We start from the raw sequence: 24538 nt of genomic DNA on the forward strand, positions 1-24538 counted from the left end.
CTTCCGGGGAGTACTCTCCGGAAGGGCTTATTGATCATTCCGTATAGCCCATCAGCAATCTGGCATACGGTGAATCTGAAGGGAGGATGATAACCGTTTTATCATCTACCGTCTTCTTGTAGGTTTCCAATGTCTTAAATAAGTCATAGAAACTTGGATCTTTCGAGAAGGAATTGTTGTAAATCTTGGCTGCCTCCGATTCTCCCTCGGCACGGATGACATTCGCATCCGCACTAGCCTTGGCGAGCAGCTCTTTTACTTCCCTGTCGGTATCGGCTGTGATTCTCTGTTTCTCTGCGTCTCCCATCGAAAGATATTCCTGGGATTTTGATTCACGCTCGGATATCATACGGGTATAAACAGAGTTTTCATTGGCTTCAGGCAGATCGGTCCTTTTCATGCGGACATCTTTAACGACGATTCCGTATCCATCCTTTGCGAGCAATTCATTTACTTTCTTGGTGATTTGATCGTTCAGGCTTCCCCTCGATGACTTTTCATCATCGATGATCTGATCATATTTCAAGCGGCCAAGCTCTGCACGGACTACCGAATAAATGAACTCTTCCATCTTCGTTTCAGCGTTGACCACTGTTCTTGCGTTCTTGATCATTTTCAGTGGATCTTCTATACGCCATACAGCATAATTATCAATCAAGATCCGCTTTTTATCTTTCGTGTTGATTTCTGCTTCGGTTACATCATAGGTCATCTGATGTTTTGGCAGAGTCGTGACTGATTGAATAAATGGGATCTTCACCTTTAAGCCTGGATCCTTATCGATTCTCACTACCTCTCCAAATTGCCTTACCACCTTATATTCACTTTCTTTCACAATGTATAGACTCGTGAAAAGAAGAATAAGAACCGCAAGAAGAATGACCAGGAAAATGCCCAGCTTCCTATATCTTTTCCATTCAACCGGATCTTTCTGTTTTGAATTGATTTCAAAGACTTTTTGATCAGACATTATTCCTCACTCCCTTCCTGCTTCACTGGCGGTGTTTGATTTTCAAGCTGCCGGATAGGGAAATATTTGAGGGTATCCCCATCATCCTTCATGATATAAATTTCAGCGTCAGGCAGGACATTCTCGAGCGTTTCCAGGACTAGACGCTTTCGGGTGATTTCAGGATTGCTTTTATATTCCGTATACAGCTTATCGAAGACAGCCACATCACCGCGTGCTTGCTCCACGCGGGCAATTTTGTCACCTTTTGCCCTTGAGATAATGGCGTCTTTTTCACCCTGAGCTTCATTCGTCCGCTGATTGCGGTACTTTTTGGCTTCGTTGATTTTGGTGTTCATTGTTTCACGTGCATCGGTAACAGCGGTAAAAGCATTACGCACCTCTTCATTCGGCAGTTCTACATCCTGAAGCTTGACTGCCAGTATGGAAATACCGATATCATACTCATCGATCAGTTCCGTTAATAAACCCCTTACATTGGCTTCGATTTCTGCTTTACCCGAAGTCAATGCATCATCGATGAGTGAACTTCCGATAATACTTCTTAATGAAGCAGAAGTCGCATCATACAAGATTTCCTTGGGATCATCCGAGTTATAAAGATAACTTTCGGGATTAGTGATTTTCCATTGTACAACGAGGTCGGCAAGGACGATATATTCATCACCCGTGATCATTTTCGTTTCTTTCGGAAACTCCTTGATTTCCCCGTCCTTTTCTTCATAGCCGAATTGAAGACTGAATGTTTCTTTTGAAAGTACCTCTACCGATTGCATCGGCCAAGGCATTTTAAAATGCAGACCGGGTTCCACCACCGGTTCACCTGCTTCACCGAATGTCAATACGAGTGCTTGCTCGGATTCATCGACTGTGTACCAGGATGTGATTAATACGAGAATTAAAATGAGAGCGGCAACTACCATTCCGGTAATCATATAAATGCGTTTCAGACTCATTGACTTCCCTCCCCTTTCTTATAAATCAACCTATCTCTATATTATTGGCCGACTAACAATATATACGGTTGGAAGACAAAAAGGTTTCAGGAATATGACAAAAGGAGAAGATAAATGGGGATTCCGGCTCCAATGCGAAAAGACGAGAACGGGGTTGGTTCTCGTCTTTTCTTCACTCCTTGGATGAAGGGGTTTCATCTATTATAGTAGCACCGCTTTATTAAGTCTGGTTTAACTCATTGTAAATAGATTGTAAAAAATAAGTAAGAGGCTGGTTTATTTTCTACTATTTTCTCTGAAATGAGTGCTCAGGAAACTTTTTATGAAGGCAGACCGTGAATGTTGTGCCTTTGTTCACTTCACTCTCCACTTCGATTTTCCCTTCATGAGCTTCAATTATATGTTTAACAATGGCAAGACCGAGTCCGGTCCCCCCTGAATTACGGCTTCTTGCTTTATCTACCCGGTAGAAACGTTCAAAGATCCTCGGCAGCTCTTCTTCGCTGATTCCGATGCCATTATCACTAATCGAAACGTGCACTTTTTCATTATCTTCGGTAATGGAGATTGTGACATCTCCACCTTTTGGAGTGTACACAATGGCATTGGAAATCAGATTGATGAACACCTGCTTCAACCGGTAGGGATCAATCTCCGCTTCTCCACGAGATTCAAATCGGGTGTGGATTGTAATGTCCTTCTTCTCAGCCCTGTCTTTCAGGATCGGCAGAACCTCTCCCACAAGTTCTGAAATCTCTTGCTTTTCCAAAGAAAGCTCAAACCCATGTTTTTCGATTTTCGAAAGCTCCAATAAGTCCTGTATCAGGGATTGTAAACGATCGCTCTCTGTCAGGATGATTTCAAGGAAAGACTTCAGCGTGTCCTCATCCTTCATGGCACCATCCAACAATGTTTCCGAAAATCCCTTTATTGAAGTGATAGGCGTCTTCAGTTCATGGGATACGTTAGCTACAAAGTCTTTTCTCATTTGCTCCAGGTTCTTCAGTTCGGTAATATCATGAAAAACGACAACAATCCCTTTCCACTCATCATTCTGACCGATGATCGGCGCACCGTACACTTCATAATGCTTTCTTTCAATCCGATGGGGAAGGAGAATCTGCCTTCTCACGCGGTCTTCGGTCATAAAGATTTCTTCCACCAGCTTATTTACCTGCTGGTAGTGGATGACTTCATGATAGCGCACTTTCTTCAACTGACTTTCTTTCAAATTAAAGAATTCCCTGAATGTGCGGTTCGTCAAAACGACAAAGCCGCGCTGATCGATAAGCAGCAAAGCACTTCCCATGTTCTCGATCAGCGTGGTAAGCCGGTCCTGCTGCATCTCTTGGGAAGTGACCATTTCCTGCAGGTTACGAGCCAATATATTGATCGATGTACTCAGCATGCTGGTTTCATCCAGACGGTCCTCATAGGTCCTTGCCCTGAAATTCCCTTTTGCAAGTTCAATCGCCACGTTGGTTGCAGACTCGATTGGCCTGGTATAACGGACCGTGATCCTTGAACCGAGAATGATGATGAGTATTAATGCAAGACCGAGGGAAACTGTCAGGACAAGCCAGATTTGTCCTGTACCTTTTTCCAGGGCGTCCACTTCAGTACTCATGATCAGCAATCCATTAATCGTATCGTCTTGTTTTCTGAGCGGATACCAATAATAACGGTATTCGTTTCCGGAAACCACTAGCTTTTTATTTTTATCTTTTACATCCCAGTTCTCGCCGATTTCGTTGATCATTCGCTTCTGATGGGCGTCCAGCAATGAATCAGCCGACTCTGTATCATGAATGACCTTGCCCGTATCATTGAGGATCGTAATCCGGACATCCAATATATCACTCAGTTCTTCGATCATGGAAGGATTGATGTCGCTTAGGCTCCCATTCTCTTCAATTGAATTTGCCAATAAACGCGACTCCTTCTGGATCCTTGAATTAAAGGTGTCCATATAGAAGTTTTTGAAAATCTGGCCCAATACGAGGCCAAGACCGATCAAAACGAGGATGATCAATGTTATCAGTGCAAAAAGAAGCTTTGTCCTGAACTTCGTCATCGAACTTTTGGCTCCTCCAGCTTATAACCGAGTCCTCGGATCGTTTTGATATAGACGGGTTTCTTTGTATTGGATTCAATTTTTTCACGAAGATGGCTGATATGGACATCGACGATTCTTGTATCTCCCGCGAAATCATAATTCCAGACGGCACTAAGAAGCTGATCACGCGTCAGCACTCTCCCTTTGTTGTTCGTCAGATAAAGGAGGAGTTCGAATTCCTTCGGCGTCAATTCTAATAATTCACCTTGGAAATATGCTTCATATTGCTCCGGATATACTTTCAGTTCTCCGACTTCTTTATAATCAGCCGGTGCTTCTTCTACTTCCCCCGCATCCTGAATCGTTTGACTTCGACGCAGGATAGCTTTTACTCTCGCCACGACTTCTCTCGGGCTGAATGGTTTTGTCATATAATCATCAGCGCCAAGCTCCAAGCCAAGGACTTTATCGAATTCATCATCTTTTGCTGTCAGCATGAGGATGGGAATGTTCACTTTCCTCTGCCTTAATTCCTTACATACTTCGATTCCATCCATTTTAGGGAGCATAAGATCCAGGATCATTAAATCCGGGAGCTGCTCGACAGCCATATCCCTTCCCTCTTCACCATCATTTGCAGTGATGACCGAATAACCGGATTGCTCCAAGTTGTACTTTAACAAAGTGGCGATCGATTGTTCATCTTCTACTACCAAGATTTTTTTAGTCATTTAAGTGCCTCCATAGAAAGAAATTTACCCCAACATCCAACGATATTATGTAATTATACTTTCATTATAATATAATTGTATGTCCTGACCATACCATAAAGATAGTATTAGTATATGCATATAAAAAAAAGCTATAAAATCCATAGGGATTTTATAGCTTTACGACCTTGTTGATATTAGAAATTTTCTAATGCATGACTGTTCATTTTCTCAAGCTTATGAGGCGGACATACTTTGATTAAACCGTTAATCACTTTTTCGTCTTCTTCATTTACTGCTGTCACTCTGATTGTGACAGTATGGGAAGCGGGGTCGACTTCAGTGACTTCAAAAAGGAATTGAATCGTTGCATAATGATAAACGGGCTTTGGAAAGTCGATATTCTGCTCGATGATGTGTGAACCTGGTCCAGGTAAATACTTGGAAACCGCTGATGTAATGATACCTGTCAGCATGATGGATGGAACGATCGGTTTTTTAAATGGGGTCTGGGACGCATAGTCGTGCTGGATATATAAAGGGTTGGCATCGTTCGTCAAGCCCAGATAAAGAAGCAGTTCATTATCTTCGATTTTTTCGGTTAACGTCAATTTTTCCCCGATCGTCATTTCCTCGATTTTTCTTCCTAGTTTTCTTTTCTTGCCTAATAACATAAGAAGCACCTCCGTATGTAAACGCATACAATTTATAATAATAGAAATAATCATTATTATCTGTATATTACTATAATATCACTTATAGGCTTTCCAATCAAAGGGATTTTACACATAATTATTCCACTTCTAACACCGCTGTTGATTTCCTTGCAAGACTTCGCTTTCCGCGGGCGGTTGGTGAGCCTCCTCGTCGCTGCGCTCCTGCGGGTCAGAAAAGCGGAGGCGGCTGCCCAGAGGCGACAAGCATAAGACAGGGCAGCCATAAAGGCGGTTTTTGCCTTTTTGGATGGCATGGCTAATGTCTCGAGCCTCTAGCCGCCGGAGCTGGACAGGTCTCACCTATCACGCTTCTCCCGCAGGAGTCTTCGTCTTGCACTCCAATCAACAGCTAGATCCGGTTTAAAATTACAAAACGCATTAAATTGTATCTTCATTAAAAAGTACAAAAAAAGCCGGTTCCTATTATAGGAACCGGCTAAATATAACTTACGCCAAAGATGACATGACGTTCTTAACAGAGTCAGCTGATTTTGCTAGCGCAGTTTGCTCTGCTTCTGTTAGTTCTAGTTCGATGATTTTTTCAAGACCGTTGCCTCCAAGGATAGTCGGGACTCCGAGGTAGATTCCTTCGAAGCCGTATTCGCCTTCAAGGTATGCGATCGCAGGGATGACGCGGCGTTGATCTTTTAAGATTGCTTCCACCATTTGAACCAGGGAAGCAGCCGGGGCGTAGTATGCAGATCCATTGCCTAATAGTCCGACAATTTCCCCTCCGCCTTTACGGGTTCTTTCAACGATGGCATCTAGACGGTCTTTCGGAATCAATGTTTCTAATGGGATCCCTCCTGCATAGGAGTATCGGATTAATGGAACCATGTCATCTCCGTGTCCGCCAAGAACAAAACCAGTGATGTCTTTGACAGACAGATTTAATTCCTGTGCAACGAATGTACGGAAACGCGCGGTGTCAAGGACACCCGATTGACCGATTACTCGTTCTTTCGGGAATCCTGATTCTTTGAAGACAGTGTATGTCATCGCATCAACGGGGTTAGTCAATACGATGATATAGCAGTTTGGAGAATATTTGACAATTTGCTCTGTCACAGATTTCATGACTTTTTGGTTTGTCTGAACCAAGTCGTCACGGCTCATTCCAGGCTTGCGTGCGATTCCTGCTGTAATGACGACAATATCAGAATCCTTTGTGTCTTCATAGTTTGAAGTACCGATGATGTTTGCATCAAACCCTTGAACCGGACTTGCTTCAAGCATATCCAAGGCTTTTCCTTTTGTTGGATCTTCCATTTGAGGAATATCAACGAGCACGACATCACCAAGTTCTTTTTGAGCCAGCATGAGTGCAGTCGTTGCACCTGTAAAACCTCCGCCGATCACTGAAACTTTTCTGCGCTTAATTGTCATCATGGTTCCCCCTGTTCATTAATTATGTAAGACAGAAGCACTCCTAAAAGGAATGCTTCTGCGGTTTAAATTATTCCATATTTTCGATTAAAGCTGTTCCGAATTCAGAACATTTCACTTCAGTCGCGCCTTCCATCAGACGGGCAAAGTCATACGTTACAACTTTAGAAGCGATGGTTTTTTCCATAGACTTCGTGATCATGTTTGCTGCTTCTGACCAGCCAAGGTGCTCAAGCATAAGCACTCCTGAAAGGATGACTGAAGATGGATTCACTTTATCCATACCTGCATATTTAGGAGCAGTACCGTGAGTTGCTTCGAAAATAGCATGTCCGGACTCATAGTTGATGTTCGCTCCAGGTGCGATACCGATTCCGCCTACTTGTGCAGCAAGCGCATCAGAAATATAATCACCGTTCAAGTTCATTGTTGCAACTACATCGAACTCAGCCGGACGAGTAAGGATTTGTTGAAGGAAGATATCAGCGATTGAATCTTTTACGATGATCTTGCCTGCAGCTTCTGCTTCTGATTGTGCTTTGTTCGCTGCTTCAGTGCCTTCAGCATCTTTGATTTTATCGTATTGAGCCCAAGTGAATACTTTATCGCCGAACTCTTTCTCAGCAAGCTCATAACCCCAGTTCTTGAACGCACCTTCAGTGAATTTCATGATGTTGCCTTTGTGTACAAGCGTCACTGATTTACGGCCTTCTGTGATGGCATAATTAATAGCCGCACGAACCAAGCGGGAAGTACCTTCTTCTGATACTGGCTTGATACCGATTCCTGACGTTTCAGGGAAGCGGATCTTGTTTACTCCCATTTCATCTTGAAGGAAGCTGATCAGCTTTTTGACTTCGTCAGAACCACTTGCATATTCGATACCTGCATAGATATCCTCAGTGTTCTCACGGAAGATGACCATGTCTGTATCTTCAGGACGCTTGACCGGAGAAGGAACACCTTCGAAGTAGCGTACTGGACGCAGACATGTGAATAGATCCAACTCTTGGCGAAGAGCCACGTTCAATGAACGGATTCCGCCGCCGACTGGAGTTGTCAGAGGTCCCTTAATGGCGATGAAATATTCACGGATTGCTTCAAGTGTTTCATTCGGAAGCCATTCACCTGTTTTGTTGAATGCTTTTTCACCGGCGTAAACTTCTTTCCATTCAATCTTACGCTCACCTTTATATGCTTTTTCAACTGATGCATCTAATACACGCTGAGCTGCAGCCCAGATATCAGGACCTGTACCGTCACCTTCGATAAATGGAACGATTGGATTGTTTGGCACATTCAGCTGGCCGTTTTGGTTTGTAATCTTTTCACCTTGTGTCATTATGTAACCTCCATTTTATTCATTATCAAAGGGGATGACCCATAAGTGCATACTGGCATTTTAGAGTCATTCCCCTTCTTATTTATTACACCAATATTTTTACTATTTGTAAATATTGATGATTAACCTCTTTGATCAACCGGCACATATTTCTGTTTGCCAGGTCCGATATAATCAGCACGAGGGCGGATTAAACGGTTATTTGAATATTGCTCAAGGATATGAGCCAGCCAGCCGGATACACGGCTTACAGCAAAGATCGGTGTAAACAGGTCATGATCGATGCCAAGGCTGTGGTACACAGATGCTGAATAGAAATCAACATTTGGCGGAAGACCTTTATTTGCTGTGAAGACTTCCTCAATCTTCGCAGACATTTCATAATATTTGCTTTCTCCTCTAAGCTCAGTCAGCTTTTTGGACATTTCCTTAAGATGCTTTGCACGCGGGTCACCTTGACGGTAAACACGGTGACCGAAGCCCATGATTTTCTCTTTCTTCTCAAGCTTATCCAAGATATAGGATTCTGCTTTATCAACAGAACCGACTTCAGTAAGCATCTTCATGACCTGCTCATTGGCTCCACCGTGAAGCGGCCCTTTCAGCGCTCCGATTGCAGCCGTGACACCAGAGTAAACGTCTGAAAGTGTCGCTACACATACACGTGCAGTGAACGTGGAAGCGTTTAACTCATGGTCCGCATGAAGGACAAGCGCTTTATTGAACGCTTCGATTTCGATAGGCTCCGGATCCTTACCTGTCAGCATGTACAGGAAGTTGGCAGCAAAGCCAAGATCCTTACGAGGGGCAATCGGCTCCTGTCCGTTACGGATTCTAGCAAAGCTTGTTACGATTGTAGGAATCTTCGCTTGCAGACGAACAGCTTTCATGTAATTGGCTTCTTCTTCCATTACATCTGCCTCTTCATCATATAAGCCGAGTAAAGATACTGCAGAACGCAATGCAGCCATCGGGTGTACTTCTTTGATATTGTACATCTTGAAGTGATCAAGAACTTCCTGAGGAAGAGCCATGTTTTCCGCTAGTTGGTCAGTCAGCTCCTGAAGTTCTGATTGAGTAGGTAATTTCAAATGCCATAGTAAATAAATTACCTCTTCAAATGTAGCATTGTTTGTTAAATCATCAATGTTGTAACCGACATATGTAAGAGTGTCATCAATGATTGAACTGATGGAAGATGTAGTAGCTACAACTCCTTCTAGTCCGCGAGTCGCTGTCATAATAATCTCTCCTTTGAATATATTTCCCTTTTACCCATTTTCATATGAGCAAAAACCCTGCACGAAAATTTGTAGCGGGCTTGTTTAATAGAAGCAAGTAGATTACTTGTCGAGGGCTTATAATCATTCAGAATCGTACGCTGAGCGATTGCTCAATCCCTGCACAAAAAATGATTCCCTGTACGATTAATTAATCAGCAGGGAAATAGAACTTGGGATGCGCTTACATTTTCTATTATAAACAATTATCTGACATTTGTGAATGAAAAGGCTCGAATTTATCTAAAATTATTTTACTAGAAAAATAAACCTGCCCTACTGAATGGTGCTTAAACTGCGTGATTATATGTGAATCGCCCCTACTAAAGTTCTGCTGCGAATAGAACAAATTTTATTAAAATTAGAACTTTCTTTCATTTCCAGTCTCTTATAAAATAGGTAGTAATAGACAGGTCAGGGGGAACTCAGTTGAACTTGGAATATGTGTATAGAACCATTCGCTTCCTAATTGTGATTGCCGCCATCTTTCTCTCTTTATTCGCACTGTATTACATATGGAAACTCGCATACCCCTTCGTCATAGCCGTCGGGATCGCTTTGCTCATCAATCCTCTCGTTAATTGGCTTGAATCTAAAGGTAGACTGCCGAGAGTGTGGGCAGTCGTCGTTTCGCTGTTTCTGATCGTAGGGATATTTGCCGGTTTGATCACTCTCTTGATTGCGGAAATTGTGTCAGGAGCAAACTATCTATCAGAAGTGCTGCCAGATCACGTCCGCACTCTTGTGACCTATGCAGAGAACTTCATTGTCGGACAAGTGATTCCTTTTTATCACCAGATTGCGGGACTTTTCAAAAATCTTGATGCAGGTCAGCAGAATACCATCCTGGAAAACATTGAGACAGCCGGGAGCAAGATCGCCCAATCGGCTGGTGATTTCCTTCAAAACTTCTTCCAGAGGCTGCCTCAGCTTATTTCATGGATACCGAATGCTGCATCTGTACTCATATTTTCTGCGTTAGCCACTTTTTTCATCAGTAAGGACTGGTATAAATTATCTGCAAAAGCAGAGAAAATCGTTCCTGGGAAAGCGATCTCAAGCGGAAGAACCGTGTTCATGGATCTCAAAAAAGCTCTGTTCGGTTTTATAAGAGCTCAATTTACATTGATTTCGATTACAGCCATCATCGTACTGATCGGTTTAATCATTCTGCGCGTTGATTACGCCATAACCATTGCCTTGGTAAGCGGCTTGGTTGACATCCTCCCTTATTTAGGGACAGGAGCGGTGTTCGTCCCTTGGATCGCTTACGAATTTATTACAGGAAATGTCGGGCTCGGCATCGGACTATCAGTGTTGTATCTAGTCGTCGTCGTTCAGCGTCAGATCATGGAACCTAAAGTGCTGTCTTCAAGCATCGGCTTGGATCCCCTTGCAACATTGATCGCTCTGTTCGTAGGGTTCAAATTGATAGGGTTCCTGGGATTGATCGTGGGGCCTGTCGTCCTTGTCATCCTGTCGACACTAAGGCGTGCAGGGGTATTCGAAGATACGTGGAGATTTATTATGGGGAACAAATAAGAAAAGCGCAGGCGGCTCGCTCAGCCCCGACAAGCATAAGATGAATGGGCCGGGAAGGCGCTCTTTGCCTTCTTGGACCATTTAGCTTATGACCTCGAGGGGCTAGCCGCCGGAGCTGGACAATAGAAAAGCGCAGGCGGCTCGTTCAGAGGCGACAAGCATAAGACAGGGCAGCCATAAAGGCGTTTTTTGCCTTTCTGGATGGCATGGCTTATGTCTCGAGCCATTAGCCGCCGGAGCTGGACAAATAGAAAAGCAGTGATTCGGGCTTCTTGACCGATTCACTGCTTTTTCATTATCGATAAATAATAAGGTTCCCTTTATTGAACCATCTCTTAAATAACTTGTAGATGAAAGGTTTGAATAGTTTCCGTGTCGGAGGCAGCAGCAATAAAAAGCCGGTTGCATCTGTAATGAATCCCGGTGTCAGTAGCAGCACGCCGCCAACCAAGATGCAGAGACCGTCGATGATGACATCACCAGGGAACTGGGCATATTGCATGTCCTGCTGAGCCCTCCTGATGGTTTCAAGACCCTGTTTCTTTGCCAAATACGCACCGGCAATCCCTGTTGCTATGATCATCAACACGGTCGGTATCACACCGATCGTTTGTCCAGCCAGAACAAGGATCCCAATTTCCAAAGCAGGCACTACAATTAAAAACGGCAGAATATATCTCACGAGGAATTCCTCCTGTAATGTATGACTTGCTTCTTTATTATAACATATAGGGGTTGGACTGGTATTATTCCTGTACTTCAATCACGACAAAAAACCGGAGCCCCATTCAGAGGCTCCGGTTTTTTACTTAATGATTAAAGCACACTCGCATGACCATTATAGATGACACCGCGAGTTGCATCCACTGTGATTTCCTGTCCATTTTCAAACAGGGAAGTTGCATTTTCCACTCCCACTACTACAGGGATTCCAAGGTTGATCCCTACCACAGCTGCGTGGCTTGTCAATCCGCCTTCCTCAACGATCAATGCGGAGCATTTTTCAAGGGCAGGCATCATATCTTTATCTGTGCCGATTGTCACAAGGACTGAGCCAGGCTGCACGTTCTTCACAGCTTCCTCAGCGTTTGAAGCTACGACAGCTTTTCCATAAGCAGATTTGCGTCCAATTCCTTGCCCTTTAGCGACGATGTCGCCCACGACATGGATCTTCATCAGGTTGGTTGTTCCAGATTCACCGATTGGAACACCTGCTGTGATCACAATCAGGTCTCCATGTTTTGTCATACCGGCATTCATGCTTTCTTCCACAGCCATATCCAGCATTTCATCAGTAGTAGATACTCTGCGTCCGACTGTAGGATACACTCCCCATACAAGAGCCAGTCTTCTGGATACAGATTCCGTTCCAGTAACGGCTACGATCGGAGCTTTTGGACGATATTTAGAAATCATGCGTGCTGTATGGCCGCTTTCCGTCGGTGCCACGATCGCATTTACATCAAGGTTGATTGCAGTGTGAGCCACTGACTGTCCGATGGCATCTGTCATATTATGATCGCTTTCTTTGCTGCGTGCTGAAAGGATCTCATTGAAATCCAGAGCAGTTTCCGCTCTTGAAGCAATGTTATGCATTGTTTGAACCGCTTCTACAGGGTACGTCCCTGCAGCTGTTTCACCCGATAGCATGATCGCATCCGTGCCGTCAAAAATGGCATTCGCCACGTCACTTGCTTCCGCTCTTGTCGGTCTTGGGTTGCGCTGCATGGAATCAAGCATTTGAGTAGCTGTGATGACAGGTTTCCCTTGTGAGTTACACTTCTTGATCAATTGCTTTTGTACAAGAGGTACTTCTTCTGCAGGAATTTCGACACCAAGGTCTCCACGGGCAACCATCAATCCATCGGATACTTCAAGGATTTCATCAATATTATCGACACCCTCTTGGTTTTCAATCTTAGGGATGATTTGAATGTGCGATGCATTATGTTCTTCCAATAGCTGACGGATTTCAAGTACATCTGATGCGCGGCGTACGAATGACGCTGCAATGAAATCCACTTCCTGTTCGATACCGAAAATGATATCTTTTGCATCCTTATCCGTGATTCCAGGCAGGTTTACAGAAACGCCAGGCACGTTTACACCTTTTTTATTTTTCAGCATTCCGCTGTTTGCAACAGTGGTATGGATTTCTCCGTTTGCTTTATCGATTTCAGTTACTTCCAGTCCAATCAATCCGTCATCCAAAAGGATTTTAGATCCGACATGAACGTCATCGATCAATCCTTCGTATGTAACGGAGAACTTCTCAGGTGTACCCAATACTTCTTTCATGGATACAATGACAGATGCTCCCTGCTGCAGTTCAAATCCATCATTCTCCATGTTATTCGTGCGGATTTCAGGACCTTTCGTGTCCAGAAGGATCCCTACGTTCTTGCCGGCTTTTGAAGCTGCTTCACGAATATTTTTGATTCGCTGGCCATGCTCCTGATGATCACCATGGGAGAAGTTCAGACGGGCAACATTCATTCCCGCATCGATCAGCTGAGATAACTTTTCTACACTTTCACTGGCAGGGCCAATAGTACATACAATTTTTGCTTTTCTCATAATTTTTACCTCCTGAATCTTTCAGCAATTATTAAATAGATAGCTCTTTTGAGAGTCGATACATATCCATGTCAATTTTGTGAGGCTTGGCAAGTGCTTCGATGATGTCGTAATCAACGAGATCATTCTTTTCAATCCCTACAGCCCTTCCACCTTTTCCAGCCATCAATAGTTCAACCGCACGTGCCCCCAGACGGCTTGCCAACACGCGGTCTGAAGCTGTCGGAGTTCCTCCGCGCTGTATATGTCCGAGAACTGAAACCCGGGTATCCATACCTGTTGCTTCGGTGAAGCGGTTCGCAAACTCATTTCCGGACATTACGCCTTCCGCTACAATGATGACACTGTGTTTTTTACCCCGTTCCTGCCCTTTATTCAGACGGCTGACTATGTCGTCCATGTCGAAGTTTTCTTCAGGGATAAGAACAGTCTCTGCTCCACCCGCCAGTCCTGACCACAGAGCAATATCCCCTGCATTACGGCCCATTACTTCGATGATGAATGTTCTCTCATGAGAAGTTGCAGTATCGCGGATTTTGTCAATCGCATCAATCACAGTGTTCAGCGCTGTATCAAAGCCGATCGTAAACTCTGTACCCGGAATATCATTATCGATCGTACCAGGCACACCCACACAAGGGTAGCCCCATTCAGTCAAGGCTTTGGCACCTTGATAAGAGCCGTCGCCGCCGATTACGACAAGACCTTCGATACCGTGCTTCTCCAGCTGCTCGATCCCTTTTTTCTGACCTTCTTTTGTTTTGAATTCTTCGCAGCGTGCCGTATACAGCATCGTTCCGCCCCGGTGGATGATGTCCCCTACAGAACCCAGCTCCAGCTTTTTGATGTTGCCATTGATCAAGCCGTTGTACCCCTGGTAAATACCGTACACTTCAACCCCATGAAAAATGGCTTTACGAACGACCGCACGTACAGCGGCATTCATGCCCGGAGAGTCTCCGCCACTAGTTAATACTCCAATCTTTTTCACTTTCATCACCTCATGAAGATAAATTAATATGTAAAGGAATAATTCGCCAAATTGTTAATGGTTTCACATATCATCGGATAACATTATCATGGAATATCATTATTCCCATTTATTATGGACCAATAGACTATCGATTATTTCTAAAATAACACGAAGAGTCAAGCTTCTCAACAAGTTATCCCTTGTAAATCCAATAGACGAAATAATTTTTTAATTGAAAGCGTTTCAATTGTTAAAACCTTCAAAAAACACTCTTTTTATTGGAGAACTTCCATCAACCGCTTCAAACAAAAGGACTGACAAAAGGCAGGTTCCTATTTGTCAGTCCAGTGGTTACATTATGATTGTACCCCAATATATTCATTTAAAACAGAATAATCACCCATCGCTTTGAATTTTTCATATCGATGCTGGATCAATTCTTCTTTACTCATCGGAATCAATTCTTTGAGAGACTGTTTTAAGACGTCTTTCATGAAATGAGCCTGTTCTTCCACATTCTTATGGGCCCCACCAGTCACTTCAGTAATGATTTCATCAATGATTCCAAGTTCTTTAAGATCCGGTGCCGTAATTTTCATGGATTCTGCCGCTCTTTTTGCTTGAGTGGAATCTTTCCATAAAAGGGCTGCAGCCCCTTCCGGCGAAATGACGGAATAAGTGGAGTTTTCAAGCATGTGAATATGGTTGCCGACACCCAGTGCCAGAGCTCCACCGCTTCCTCCTTCACCGATGACGATACACACGACTGGAACCGTAAGGCCGGCCATTTCAACCAGATTTCTGGCAATGGCTTCACTCTGCCCTCTTTCCTCAGCCGCTTTCCCCGGGTATGCGCCTTTTGTATCAATGAAACAAATGATCGGACGATTAAATTTCTCTGCTTGTTTCATCAATCTCAATGCTTTTCGATACCCTTCAGGATGAGGCATACCGAAGTTTCTGCGGATATTCTCTTTTGTATCCTTACCGCGCTGGTGTCCGATAATCGTGACCGGTACACCATCAAATTTGGCAAGCCCGGAAACAATCGCTTCATCATCACCGTATAAACGGTCCCCATGCATCTCCATGAAATCTGTAAACAGGTAGCGGATATAGTCCAGGGTTGTCGGCCGATTCGGATGACGGGCAACCTGTACTCTCTCCCACGGCTTCATGTTTTCATATATATCATTTTCAAGCTTTTGTAATCTAGCTTCCAATTTTTCAATTTCCTTTGATAAATCCACTTCCGAATTCTGAGTGAATTCTTTAAGCTCTGCAATTTTCTTTTTTAGTTCTACTACAGGCTTTTCAAACTCGAGCTCATTTACCATGGCAGATCACCATCCCACTGATGTATATCTAGTACTAGACCAATCTTCTCTTTCATTTCCATCCTGGAAATAACTCCATCAAGCTGACCGTGCTTGAGAAGGAATTCTGCTGTTTGAAAGTCTTCCGGAAGATCTTCCCGAATCGTTTGTTCAATGATTCTTCTTCCTGCAAAACCAATCAATGCACCCGGCTCTGCGAAATTGTAGTCCCCCACAGAAGCAAAGCTTGCAGATACTCCCCCTGTCGTCGGGTGAGTCATGATCGAAATGAAGAGACCTCCATTTTCACTGAATCGTTTAAGGGCGACACTGGTTTTGGCCATCTGCATCAGGGACAGCACACCCTCCTGCATTCTGGCACCGCCTGATGCTGTGAAAATGATGAACGGTACTTGTCGTTTGTCTGCTTCCTCGATGGCTCTCGTAATTTTCTCACCGACCACTGAGCCCATACTTCCCATCCGGAACCTGGAATCCATGATCGCAACGACTACGTCGATGCCATTCACTTTCCCCGATCCTGTAAGCACCGCTTCGTTCAAACCGGTTTTCTTTCGATCTTTCTCCACTTTTTCAAGGTAGTCAGGAAAGCCAAGCGGATTCACCGATACAAGGCCCGCATCGATTTCTTCAAATGTCCCTTCATCGATGAAACAGTCGACTCTTTCCGTCGAGCTCATCCCATGATGGTGTCCACAATGAATACAGACCTTCAGGTTCTTCTGTAATTCTTTTGTATACATGATTTTTTTGCATTCAGGACATTTGGTCATGATCCCTTCTGGAACATCCTGTTTGGCTGCTTCGGAAGGAATCGTTGCATATTTTTTCTTTTTGGGTTTATTGGATTTATTGAAAAGTTCCTTAAGCAAGGTTGAAACCTCCTTAACTAATTACAGTCGCTTTTGTATTCGTATTCTTTGGATGATAGAAATGTATAAGTGCTGGGTAAACTGCTTGTCTATCAGTTTAACGGAAAGCTTTATAAAAAGATGTTGGAATTTGTCAGCTCGAGATCACCGATTTCCGAAATCTGTTTATAAGCTGTCTGCACAGATTCTTTATCTTGATTTTCCAATCCTTGAAGCAGGCATAAAAGCTTTTCTTTTATCTCAGGGGTTATTTTCTTCTCTCCGATGATTAAAGTTTCGTAATCATTCAGGACGTTCCAAATTCTATGTGACAAGTAGTTGTTGCTTATGAGAATGATTTCTTCAAATACTTCTCTCCAGGTAAGAGTGTCATTGTCTTCAGCAACCTTAATGATCAATTTAGACACATCAAGCTTGTGGCAGAATATTGTACGCAGCGCTTCTTTTTCAATCATCGTTTTCGTACACTTGACATCCTCCTGGGCTTTTTGATCCTGGAGAATGAACATCCCGAGAAGATCAATCAGATGATGATCCCGGAAATCCCGCAGGAATGTTCCTTCCCCTCTTCTCGTTTCAATCAACCCTAATAATTCAAGGGCCCGGAGTGCTTCCCTTACAGAAGAGCGGCCGACATTAAGTCTTTCAGAAAGTTCTCTTTCAGAAGGGATTTTATCCCCCTTGTTAAGTCCATCCTTGGATATCATTTCTCTAAGTTGGTGAACAATTCCAATGTATACTTTTGATTGAGTATGGAGAGAGTTCACTTTCGTCATCATTCACTCTTCCCGATAACGGCTAATTCTTCCGTCTTTTTGCGGATTTCCTCGGGATCTACCTTCAATCGTGCTACCCCTGTTTCCATTGCCGTTTTCGCTACGGCGGCTGCAACTGCAGGTGCTACACGCTTATCAAATGGCCCGGGAATGACATAGTCTGCATTCAGTTCACTTTCACTGATCAAATCTGCAATCGCTTCAACGGCTGCTTGTTTCATCTTTTCATTGATATGGGTGGCACGTACGTCCAAAGCCCCTCTGAAAATACCAGGGAAGGCTAGTACGTTGTTCACTTGATTCGGGAAGTCAGAGCGGCCGGTACCCACTACTTTCGCCCCTGCGGCTTTTGCCAGGTCCGGCATGATTTCCGGAACAGGGTTCGCCATCGCAAAGATGATCGGGTCTTCTTTCATTGATGACACCATTTCCTCAGTCAATGACCCTGCTACAGACACTCCGATGAATACATCGGCATCTTTCAGAACGTCGCTGAGACCACCTTCAATACGGTCACGATTCGTGAATTTTGCCACTTCATCCTTGATCGCATTCATACCTTGTGAACGGCCCTCATAGATCGCCCCTTTAGAATCGCACATAATGATATCCCTTACACCATAACGATATAGTAATTTGATGATGGCAATACCAGCAGCTCCGGCACCATTGGCCACCACTTTGATTTCAGACATTTTCTTGCCGACGATCTTCAGTGCATTCACTAGGCCTGCAACCGTGACGATCGCAGTACCATGCTGATCATCGTGAAACACCGGTATATTCGTTTCTTTCTTAAGGCGTTCTTCGATTTCAAAGCAATTCGGAGCGGCAATGTCCTCTAGATTCACTCCACCGAAAGTCGGTTCAAGAAGCTTTACTGTTTCAACAATCTTGTCCACATCCGTTGTATTCAAACAGATAGGAAATGCATCTACACCTGCAAAACTCTTAAACAGGACAGCCTTCCCCTCCATGACAGGAAGGGAGGCTTCCGGACCGATATTTCCAAGACCAAGAACAGCCGTCCCGTCTGACACGACTGCTACCATATTGCCCTTCATCGTATAGTCATAGACCGTTTCAGGTTTGTCATAGATTACCTTACAAGGTTCTGCGACACCCGGAGAATATGCCAGGCTTAAATCATCAGCATTTCTTACCTCTACCTTCGATTTTGATTCCAATTTCCCTTTATTTACTCGATGCATATGCAAAGCTTCTTCGCGTAATGACAAAATCATTCACTCCTTATCTTTTTCCGTGCTATATTATCTCTTTTATCGATTCATCAATGGTTATGTCATCCTATAGCATGCCGAAACCCAGTGGTCAGACCACCTTTTTCTATTAAACAATAATATAAATATTGGTTGAAGTAAAGCATGTTATTTTAAAACGACATTGGCTTTCCCTAAAAATACTTGGAATTCATTCAGCACTTCCCGGGTCGGTGCGATTCTATAAAAATCAGAAAGTCTTATACTCTTTTTGTCTTTTTCAATATACACAATCACTGGGTGCGTCCCTTTGTTTCGCTGTATGATCTGTTGTAAATCCTTCATGACGGCATCCTCGTCCTTGTGTACAGGTATTTTCAAAAATAATTTCTTTTCATTCTTATCCACTCGTTCTTTTATTTCTTCGATGGTCTGCACCTTATTGATAATAAGCTGCAGCTTATTGTTCCTTTCTTCCATTTTTCCATCAAACCATAACACATTCCCTTCTTTTAAGTGTGTCATAATTTGGCGATAGACTGCAGGAAATACGACTGCTTCCAGTTCACCTGTTTCATCACTGATTTCGAGGAAAGCCATGACGTCCCCTTTTTTGGTTCGTATCGAGCGAATCGAGGTAATATAACCTCCTATTGCCGCTCGTATTCCTTGCCTCGAATCTGTAATCAATGTCACACCCATGTCTTCAAAAAGGGGCCGATAAGAAGATACAGGATGATTGGATAGATACAGCCCCAGCACTTGTTTTTCAAAGCTTAACTTCGTTTCCACATTCATGGCTTCCACTTCTACATACTTTGGTTTAAGCAGGAACGCTTCTTCTTCTTTAAACAAGTCATGGTCATCTTCAGGGTTGACGAGCTCTGCATGCTGAATGGCCACGTCAAGGCTTGCCAGGAGCGTTGCCCGGTCTATTTTGAATTCATCGAATGCACCGGCCAAAACGAGATTCTCCAAGATCTTTCTGTTGATGATTTTCGATGACACCCTCATGCAGAAATCGAATAAATCATGGAAGGGCTTATCATTCCTGACAGCGATGATTTCTTTCAAAGCCTGCGCCCCGATCCCTTTAATCGCCCCTAAACTGTATCGGATCCCTTCTTTCCCTTCTACCGAAAAAGCAAATTGGCTGCTGTTTACGGAAGGAGGCAGAATATCGATGCCATATTGCTTTGCTTCTCTAATGTACTGAGAGATTTTCGTTTCATTTCCAACGACCGACGTCAGAAGAGCGGATAAAAAGTAAGCAGGATAATGAGCCTTTAAGTATGCTAACTGATAAGCGATCATACTGTATGCGACAGCATGGGACCTGTTAAATCCATAATCCGCAAACCGGACGATCAGGTCATAAATGCCATCTGCCACTTCTTTGGTGTATCCTTTTTGAATGGACCCTTTCACAAAATGCTCCCTCTCCTGATCAAGAACGTCTTTTTTCTTTTTCGAAACCGCTCTTCTTAATAGATCGGCTTCGCCGAGGGAGAACCCTGCCATTTTTGAAGCGATTTGCATAATCTGCTCCTGGTAGACAATCACTCCGTGTGTCATATCAAGGATCTGTATTAAGTCTGGATGTGGGTACTCGACCTTTTCCTTTCCGTGCTTCCGACTAATATAGGTCGGGATATTTTCCATCGGGCCCGGCCTGTAGAGGGCATTGACCGCTACGATATCTTCAAATGAAGTTGGTTTCAATCTGGTCAAAACATTGCGCATTCCTTCTGATTCAAGTTGAAAGATACCACTGGTCTCCCCTTTACTCAGCAGTTCGAATGTCTTGGGATCATTAACCGGAATCTCTTCCAACGTAAAGCGTTTATTCCTTCCCCTCTTGACGTTCTTTACAATCCTCTCCAAAATGCTCAGATTCCTCAGTCCGAGAAAGTCCATTTTCAACAAGCCGATTTCTTCAAGGATATCCATCGAATACTGGGTCAGATGTATCCCCGATGCACTTCCCTGTATCGGGATCCACTGCACCAGGGGATCTTCGCTTATCACGACACCTGCGGCATGGGTCGATGTATGCCGCGGCAGCCCTTCAAGCTTCAGAGCAGTATCGAAAAGTCTCCTGTACAATTCATTGTTGTCTATGAGTTCACGCAGCTCATTCGATTTCCCATAAGCTTCTCTTAATGTAATGCCCAATTGATTCGGAATCAGTTTCGAAAGTTGCTCCTGCTCTTTCATATTCAAGCCGAAGACCCTTCCTGTATCCCTCAAGGCAGCCTTCGCTGCAAATGTACCGAATGTAATGATCTGGGCGACATGAAGGGACCCATATTTTGCTTCCACATATTCAATCACTTCATCCCGGCGGTGATCCGGGAAGTCGATATCAATATCAGGCATCGAAACTCTTTCAGGATTAAGAAAACGCTCAAACAATAAATGATGCTTGATCGGATCGACATCGGTGATACTGAGGGCATAGGAAACGAGTGAACCCGCTGCAGAGCCCCTTCCCGGCCCGGTCAGGATATCTCTTTCTCTCGCAAACTTCATGAAGTCCCAGACGATGAGAAAATAATCACTGAAACCCATCCTGCCGATTACTTCGAGTTCATAATCCAGCCGCTCGAGATACTCCTCGGTTACTTCATCAACCTTTTCACTCAACCCTTTTTCACAAAGATGGGTCAGTTCATGCTGCGCGGTCACACCATCAGGCAGAGGATATTTTGGGAGGAGCTTCTGATGGAATGGGATATGTATATTGCACTCGTCTGCGATCTTCAATGTGTTCTCAAGTACATCCACATCTTCTGAGAAAAGATCGACCATTTGCTCTTTTGCCTTGAAGTAGTACTCCTCTGTCTCAAGCACCACCCGTTCATCCTCTGAAAGCTTGACTCCATCACGGATCGCGCTCATGCATTCATGTGCAAAATGATCATCCTGATTCAAATATTGGACGTTATTTACCGCGACCATTTCGGTTCCGGTTTCCCTGGCTGTTTTTTTAAGGAGCGGGATGAGTGTTTCTTCTGTTTTCAATCCGTGTTTTTGCAGACTAATATAAAATGAATCCTGACCAAACATATGTTGATAGGTATGTATGGCTTCCTCAGCTTTGTCCACTTCATCGTTCAATAGATGCGTTTCTATCTCACCATGAGGACCGGGGGTGATGGCAATCAAGCCTTCACTATAAGAATTCAACCATTTCAGCGGGATTCCGTTTGAGGACTTTGCTCCGATCACACTCGATATCTTCAATAGATTCTGATATCCCCTATTATTCTTGCTTAACAGCACCAAAGGAAAGGACTGATCATCACTGACAGCGACGTCTGCCGTCAATCCGATGATCGGTTTGATCCCTTCCTTCAAGCACGCCTTATAAAAAGGAATAGCAGCATACATCATATTTTTATCAGTCAACGCCAAGGATTTATATCCGAGCGTCTTCGCTTTATGTACAAGTCCATTTATGGAGATTGTGCTGGAAAGTAAACTATAAGCGCTTGCTACCTGCAAATGAACAAACGACATATTATGCACACCCCTTTAGTTTCAATATACCTTTATTATAGGTAAGAAAGGCAAAAAAAGAAAATATGTTCTCCCTCATATCCTGTCCAAGAAACCCATATAGTTTATGTAAGAGAAGATTTGCTTATATGGAGTTGATAAAATGGCTGAAGCCTTTTTTCCTGAATTGATAAAAAGTTTCTTCATCGCTTTTGGCGTTTTATTGGGAGGGTCCCTAATGGGTGGTTTGGCTTCGTTCGCAATGGGGCAGCCTCTGTTCATCGAAATGTGGCGCCTCTCCAATTTTTTGCGGATCTGGGCAATCATTGCTGCAATCGGGGGAACGTTCGATACGGTATACAATGTTGAAAAGGGATTCTTGAACGGGGAAACAAAAGTAGTATTTAAACAATTCCTGTTGATTCTTTCTGCTTTAGGCGGAGCCAACACAGCCGCAATGATCATTTCCTGGCTGACGCAGGAGCATATTTCGTCATGAGGATCCCGCCATATTACAAACTGCCATCCTGGCAGCGTTTTTTCGTCGGCATGGTGGTAGGAGGCATCATAAGCTGGATGATCTTCATTTACATGTTCGGGGCTATGCACGAAAAGCAAACAAAATTGATTGAAGAGCAGAGAAATGAAATCAACAAATATAAAAATACTCTCTCCTACCTGCAAGAGGAATACAAACAATTGAATGAAGAAAATGAAGAACAATTGACCATCGGGGAAGTGAAGATCAAAATTTTGAACCCTACCAAAACAAAAGTTGAATTGCTCAGTATCCATGAAACCGAGGACCAATTGAGCGGGGATCTCAGAAGCCTGATCAATAAAGACCTGGAATCCGTCTACGGAAACCGGGACCTGATCAAGAAAATCATCGAGAATAAGACCGTGAAGCTTAATGAAAAGACCTTCACCTTCAAAGTGCGGGAGATGTATTTCTGGACGACCACCCAGATTACGCTGGAGCTAAAGTATGAGGATTAACGGAAAAGCGGAGGCGGCTCGCCCAGAGGCGACAAGCATAAGATGAGCCTGCCGGAAAGGCGTTTTTTGCCTTTTTGGCAGGTTTAGCTTATGACCTCGAGCCTCTAGCCGCCGGAGCTGGACATGAAGAAAAGCGGAGGCGGCTCGCCCAGAGGCGACAAGCATAAGATGAGCCTGCCGGAAAGGCGTTTTTTGCCTTTTTGGCAGGTTTAGCTTATGACCTCGAGCCTCTAGCCGCCGGAGCTGGACATGAAGAAAAGCAGAGGTGGAAAAGCATACATAAAGCTCCCCTTCACAGGGAGCTTTTTGAATTTAGTCCTATTTTTGCTTCTCCACAACTCAATGGCTTCTGCAAACCTCACGCAGGTCCCGAAGCACATCCTCTTTCTCTTCCCACGAATAAATCGAAGCGCCTGCCGCCAGCGGGTGTCCGCCGCCGTTATATTTTTTGGCGATGGTGTTGATGACCGGTCCCTTCGAACGCAGGCGTACACGTATCTGATCATCTTCTTCAATAAAGAATACCCATGCTTTGATTCCTTTTACATTCCCCAATGTACTTACCAACAGGGATGCTTCTGAAGGAACCACTCCATGCTCTTCAAGGATTTCTTTGGACATGACCATCTGGCCGCATCCATCTTCATCCATTTGGAAGTTTTGGAGGACGAATCCGTGAAGCTTCATTACATTCGGATCGACTTCATACATTTTGTTGAAAAGATCGTTCCGGTCAAAATCGAAACGGATCAATTCTCCCGCAATATCAAACGTTTTCTGAGTGGTGCTAGGATAAAGGAATCTTCCCGTGTCTCCGACGATGCCGGCAAACAATAGACGCGCTGCGCTATCCGGAAGAACCAGCCCTTTGTCTTTACCGAATTGGTAAAATTCATAAATCATCTCACTGACGGAACTGGCAGTCGTATCGATCCATAAATGATCACCATATGCATCTTCGTTTGGATGATGATCGATTTTCACCAGCTTTTCCCCAAGTTTGTAGCGGCTGTCGCAGATCCGTTCTTCGTTGGCAGTGTCGCAGACAATGATCAGGGCTCCCTCAAAGACTTCATCTTCTATCGGATCAAGACGGTTCAGATAATGAAGAGTTTCTTCCTCCAGTCCTACAGCATATACGTTCTTATCCGGGAAAGAAGCTTTCAGCATTTCAGCAAGGCCCCCCTGTGAACCGTATGCATCAGGATCGGGACGCACGTGTCTATGGATGATGATGGTTTCATATTGTTTGATTAATTCCAGGATCTGTTCTTTCATAAGTATCTCCTTTTTTCACGAAATTTTCATTTGGCAATCGGTTCTCT

General features: G+C 43.9%; 20 protein-coding genes. 3 read left to right on the forward strand and 17 right to left on the reverse strand.

The window, feature by feature from the left end:
- Positions 1–34: 34 nt before the first annotated feature.
- The 8 genes from hflC to citZ form a co-directional block, all read right to left on the reverse strand.
- Positions 35–970, reverse strand: a complete 936-nt coding sequence (hflC, locus tag ACUXV2_RS14435) for a protease modulator HflC (RefSeq protein WP_446243879.1) — start codon at positions 968–970, stop codon at positions 35–37.
- The gene (hflK, locus tag ACUXV2_RS14440) at positions 970–1926 is read right to left on the reverse strand and encodes an FtsH protease activity modulator HflK (protein ID WP_446243880.1); all 957 of its coding nucleotides are present in this window, start codon (positions 1924–1926) and stop codon (positions 970–972) included. The genes hflC and hflK overlap by 1 nt, the downstream gene beginning before the upstream one ends.
- Before the next feature lie 286 nt (positions 1927–2212).
- The gene (pnpS, locus tag ACUXV2_RS14445; protein WP_446243881.1) at positions 2213–4000 is read right to left on the reverse strand and encodes a two-component system histidine kinase PnpS; all 1788 of its coding nucleotides are present in this window, start codon (positions 3998–4000) and stop codon (positions 2213–2215) included.
- A complete protein-coding gene (locus ACUXV2_RS14450) occupies positions 3997–4713 on the reverse strand; it encodes a response regulator transcription factor (RefSeq protein WP_446243882.1) in 717 nt (238 codons plus the stop codon). Before ACUXV2_RS14450 ends, pnpS begins: the two co-directional genes overlap by 4 nt.
- Positions 4714–4889: 176 nt before the next feature.
- Positions 4890–5366, reverse strand: coding sequence for a MaoC/PaaZ C-terminal domain-containing protein (locus ACUXV2_RS14455; protein ID WP_446243883.1), 477 nt, complete (start codon positions 5364–5366; stop codon positions 4890–4892).
- Positions 5367–5855: 489 nt separating this feature from the next.
- Complete coding sequence (gene mdh / locus ACUXV2_RS14460; protein ID WP_446243884.1) at positions 5856–6794, reverse strand: malate dehydrogenase; 939 nt, start codon at positions 6792–6794, stop codon at positions 5856–5858.
- A gap of 70 nt (positions 6795–6864) precedes the next feature.
- Positions 6865–8136 carry an NADP-dependent isocitrate dehydrogenase gene (icd, locus tag ACUXV2_RS14465; RefSeq protein WP_446243885.1) on the reverse strand — a complete coding sequence of 424 codons (1272 nt, stop codon included), beginning with the start codon at positions 8134–8136 and terminating at the stop codon, positions 6865–6867.
- Between the two features lie 122 nt (positions 8137–8258).
- A complete protein-coding gene (citZ, locus tag ACUXV2_RS14470; protein WP_446243886.1) occupies positions 8259–9377 on the reverse strand; it encodes a citrate synthase in 1119 nt (372 codons plus the stop codon).
- 468 nt (positions 9378–9845) lie between these two features.
- Between citZ and ytvI the strand changes: the two genes are divergently transcribed.
- Positions 9846–10958, forward strand: coding sequence for a sporulation integral membrane protein YtvI (ytvI, locus tag ACUXV2_RS14475; RefSeq protein WP_446243887.1), 1113 nt, complete (start codon positions 9846–9848; stop codon positions 10956–10958).
- 295 nt (positions 10959–11253) lie between these two features.
- Here the strand turns inward: ytvI and ACUXV2_RS14480 are convergent, their stop codons facing one another.
- The 8 genes from ACUXV2_RS14480 to dnaE form a co-directional block, all read right to left on the reverse strand.
- The gene (locus ACUXV2_RS14480; RefSeq protein ID WP_446243888.1) at positions 11254–11640 is read right to left on the reverse strand and encodes an FxsA family protein; all 387 of its coding nucleotides are present in this window, start codon (positions 11638–11640) and stop codon (positions 11254–11256) included.
- 134 nt (positions 11641–11774) lie between these two features.
- Positions 11775–13535 (reverse strand): pyruvate kinase, encoded by a 1761-nt coding sequence (gene pyk, locus ACUXV2_RS14485; protein ID WP_446243889.1) that lies wholly within the window; start codon positions 13533–13535, stop codon positions 11775–11777.
- Positions 13536–13566: 31 nt separating this feature from the next.
- A complete protein-coding gene (gene pfkA / locus ACUXV2_RS14490; RefSeq protein WP_446243890.1) occupies positions 13567–14526 on the reverse strand; it encodes a 6-phosphofructokinase in 960 nt (319 codons plus the stop codon).
- Positions 14527–14864: 338 nt separating this feature from the next.
- On the reverse strand, positions 14865–15845 hold the full coding sequence (gene accA, locus ACUXV2_RS14495; protein ID WP_446243891.1) for an acetyl-CoA carboxylase carboxyl transferase subunit alpha: 981 nt from the start codon (positions 15843–15845) through the stop codon (positions 14865–14867).
- On the reverse strand, positions 15839–16717 hold the full coding sequence (gene accD, locus ACUXV2_RS14500) for an acetyl-CoA carboxylase, carboxyltransferase subunit beta (RefSeq protein ID WP_446243892.1): 879 nt from the start codon (positions 16715–16717) through the stop codon (positions 15839–15841). Before accD ends, accA begins: the two co-directional genes overlap by 7 nt.
- A gap of 110 nt (positions 16718–16827) precedes the next feature.
- Positions 16828–17493, reverse strand: a complete 666-nt coding sequence (locus ACUXV2_RS14505; RefSeq protein WP_446243893.1) for a FadR/GntR family transcriptional regulator — start codon at positions 17491–17493, stop codon at positions 16828–16830.
- Positions 17493–18731 (reverse strand): NAD(P)-dependent malic enzyme, encoded by a 1239-nt coding sequence (locus ACUXV2_RS14510; protein WP_446243894.1) that lies wholly within the window; start codon positions 18729–18731, stop codon positions 17493–17495. The genes ACUXV2_RS14505 and ACUXV2_RS14510 overlap by 1 nt, the downstream gene beginning before the upstream one ends.
- Positions 18732–18881: 150 nt before the next feature.
- A complete protein-coding gene (gene dnaE / locus ACUXV2_RS14515; protein WP_446243895.1) occupies positions 18882–22235 on the reverse strand; it encodes a DNA polymerase III subunit alpha in 3354 nt (1117 codons plus the stop codon).
- A 142-nt stretch (positions 22236–22377) separates the two neighbouring features.
- On the opposite strand from dnaE, the gene ACUXV2_RS14520 reads away from it, so the two are divergent.
- Positions 22378–22713 (forward strand): YtrH family sporulation protein, encoded by a 336-nt coding sequence (locus ACUXV2_RS14520; protein WP_446243896.1) that lies wholly within the window; start codon positions 22378–22380, stop codon positions 22711–22713.
- On the forward strand, positions 22710–23213 hold the full coding sequence (ytrI, locus tag ACUXV2_RS14525; protein ID WP_446243897.1) for a sporulation membrane protein YtrI: 504 nt from the start codon (positions 22710–22712) through the stop codon (positions 23211–23213). Before ACUXV2_RS14520 ends, ytrI begins: the two co-directional genes overlap by 4 nt.
- Positions 23214–23552: 339 nt before the next feature.
- Here the strand turns inward: ytrI and ACUXV2_RS14530 are convergent, their stop codons facing one another.
- On the reverse strand, positions 23553–24491 hold the full coding sequence (locus ACUXV2_RS14530) for a DHH family phosphoesterase (protein WP_446243898.1): 939 nt from the start codon (positions 24489–24491) through the stop codon (positions 23553–23555).
- Positions 24492–24538: the final 47 nt, after the last annotated feature.

The organism is Rossellomorea sp. NS-SX7 (assembly GCF_052828565.1).

Bases quoted from the DNA above. Each gene is read 5' to 3' on its own strand.
- ACUXV2_RS14450 (WP_446243882.1), bottom strand. From the start codon at position 4,713: ATGACTAAAAAAATCTTGGTAGTAGAAGATGAACAATCGATCGCCACT.
- dnaE (WP_446243895.1), bottom strand. From the start codon at position 22,235: ATGTCGTTTGTTCATTTGCAGGTAGCAAGCGCTTATAGTTTACTTTCC.
- hflK (WP_446243880.1), bottom strand. From the start codon at position 1,926: ATGAGTCTGAAACGCATTTATATGATTACCGGAATGGTAGTTGCCGCT.
- ACUXV2_RS14530 (WP_446243898.1), bottom strand. From the start codon at position 24,491: ATGAAAGAACAGATCCTGGAATTAATCAAACAATATGAAACCATCATC.
- accA (WP_446243891.1), bottom strand. From the start codon at position 15,845: ATGGTAAATGAGCTCGAGTTTGAAAAGCCTGTAGTAGAACTAAAAAAG.
- ACUXV2_RS14455 (WP_446243883.1), bottom strand. From the start codon at position 5,366: ATGTTATTAGGCAAGAAAAGAAAACTAGGAAGAAAAATCGAGGAAATG.
- citZ (WP_446243886.1), bottom strand. From the start codon at position 9,377: ATGACAGCGACTCGCGGACTAGAAGGAGTTGTAGCTACTACATCTTCC.
- mdh (WP_446243884.1), bottom strand. From the start codon at position 6,794: ATGACAATTAAGCGCAGAAAAGTTTCAGTGATCGGCGGAGGTTTTACA.
- hflC (WP_446243879.1), bottom strand. From the start codon at position 970: ATGTCTGATCAAAAAGTCTTTGAAATCAATTCAAAACAGAAAGATCCG.
- ACUXV2_RS14520 (WP_446243896.1), top strand. From the start codon at position 22,378: ATGGCTGAAGCCTTTTTTCCTGAATTGATAAAAAGTTTCTTCATCGCT.
- ACUXV2_RS14505 (WP_446243893.1), bottom strand. From the start codon at position 17,493: ATGACGAAAGTGAACTCTCTCCATACTCAATCAAAAGTATACATTGGA.
- ytrI (WP_446243897.1), top strand. From the start codon at position 22,710: ATGAGGATCCCGCCATATTACAAACTGCCATCCTGGCAGCGTTTTTTC.
- icd (WP_446243885.1), bottom strand. From the start codon at position 8,136: ATGACACAAGGTGAAAAGATTACAAACCAAAACGGCCAGCTGAATGTG.
- pyk (WP_446243889.1), bottom strand. From the start codon at position 13,535: ATGAGAAAAGCAAAAATTGTATGTACTATTGGCCCTGCCAGTGAAAGT.
- pnpS (WP_446243881.1), bottom strand. From the start codon at position 4,000: ATGACGAAGTTCAGGACAAAGCTTCTTTTTGCACTGATAACATTGATC.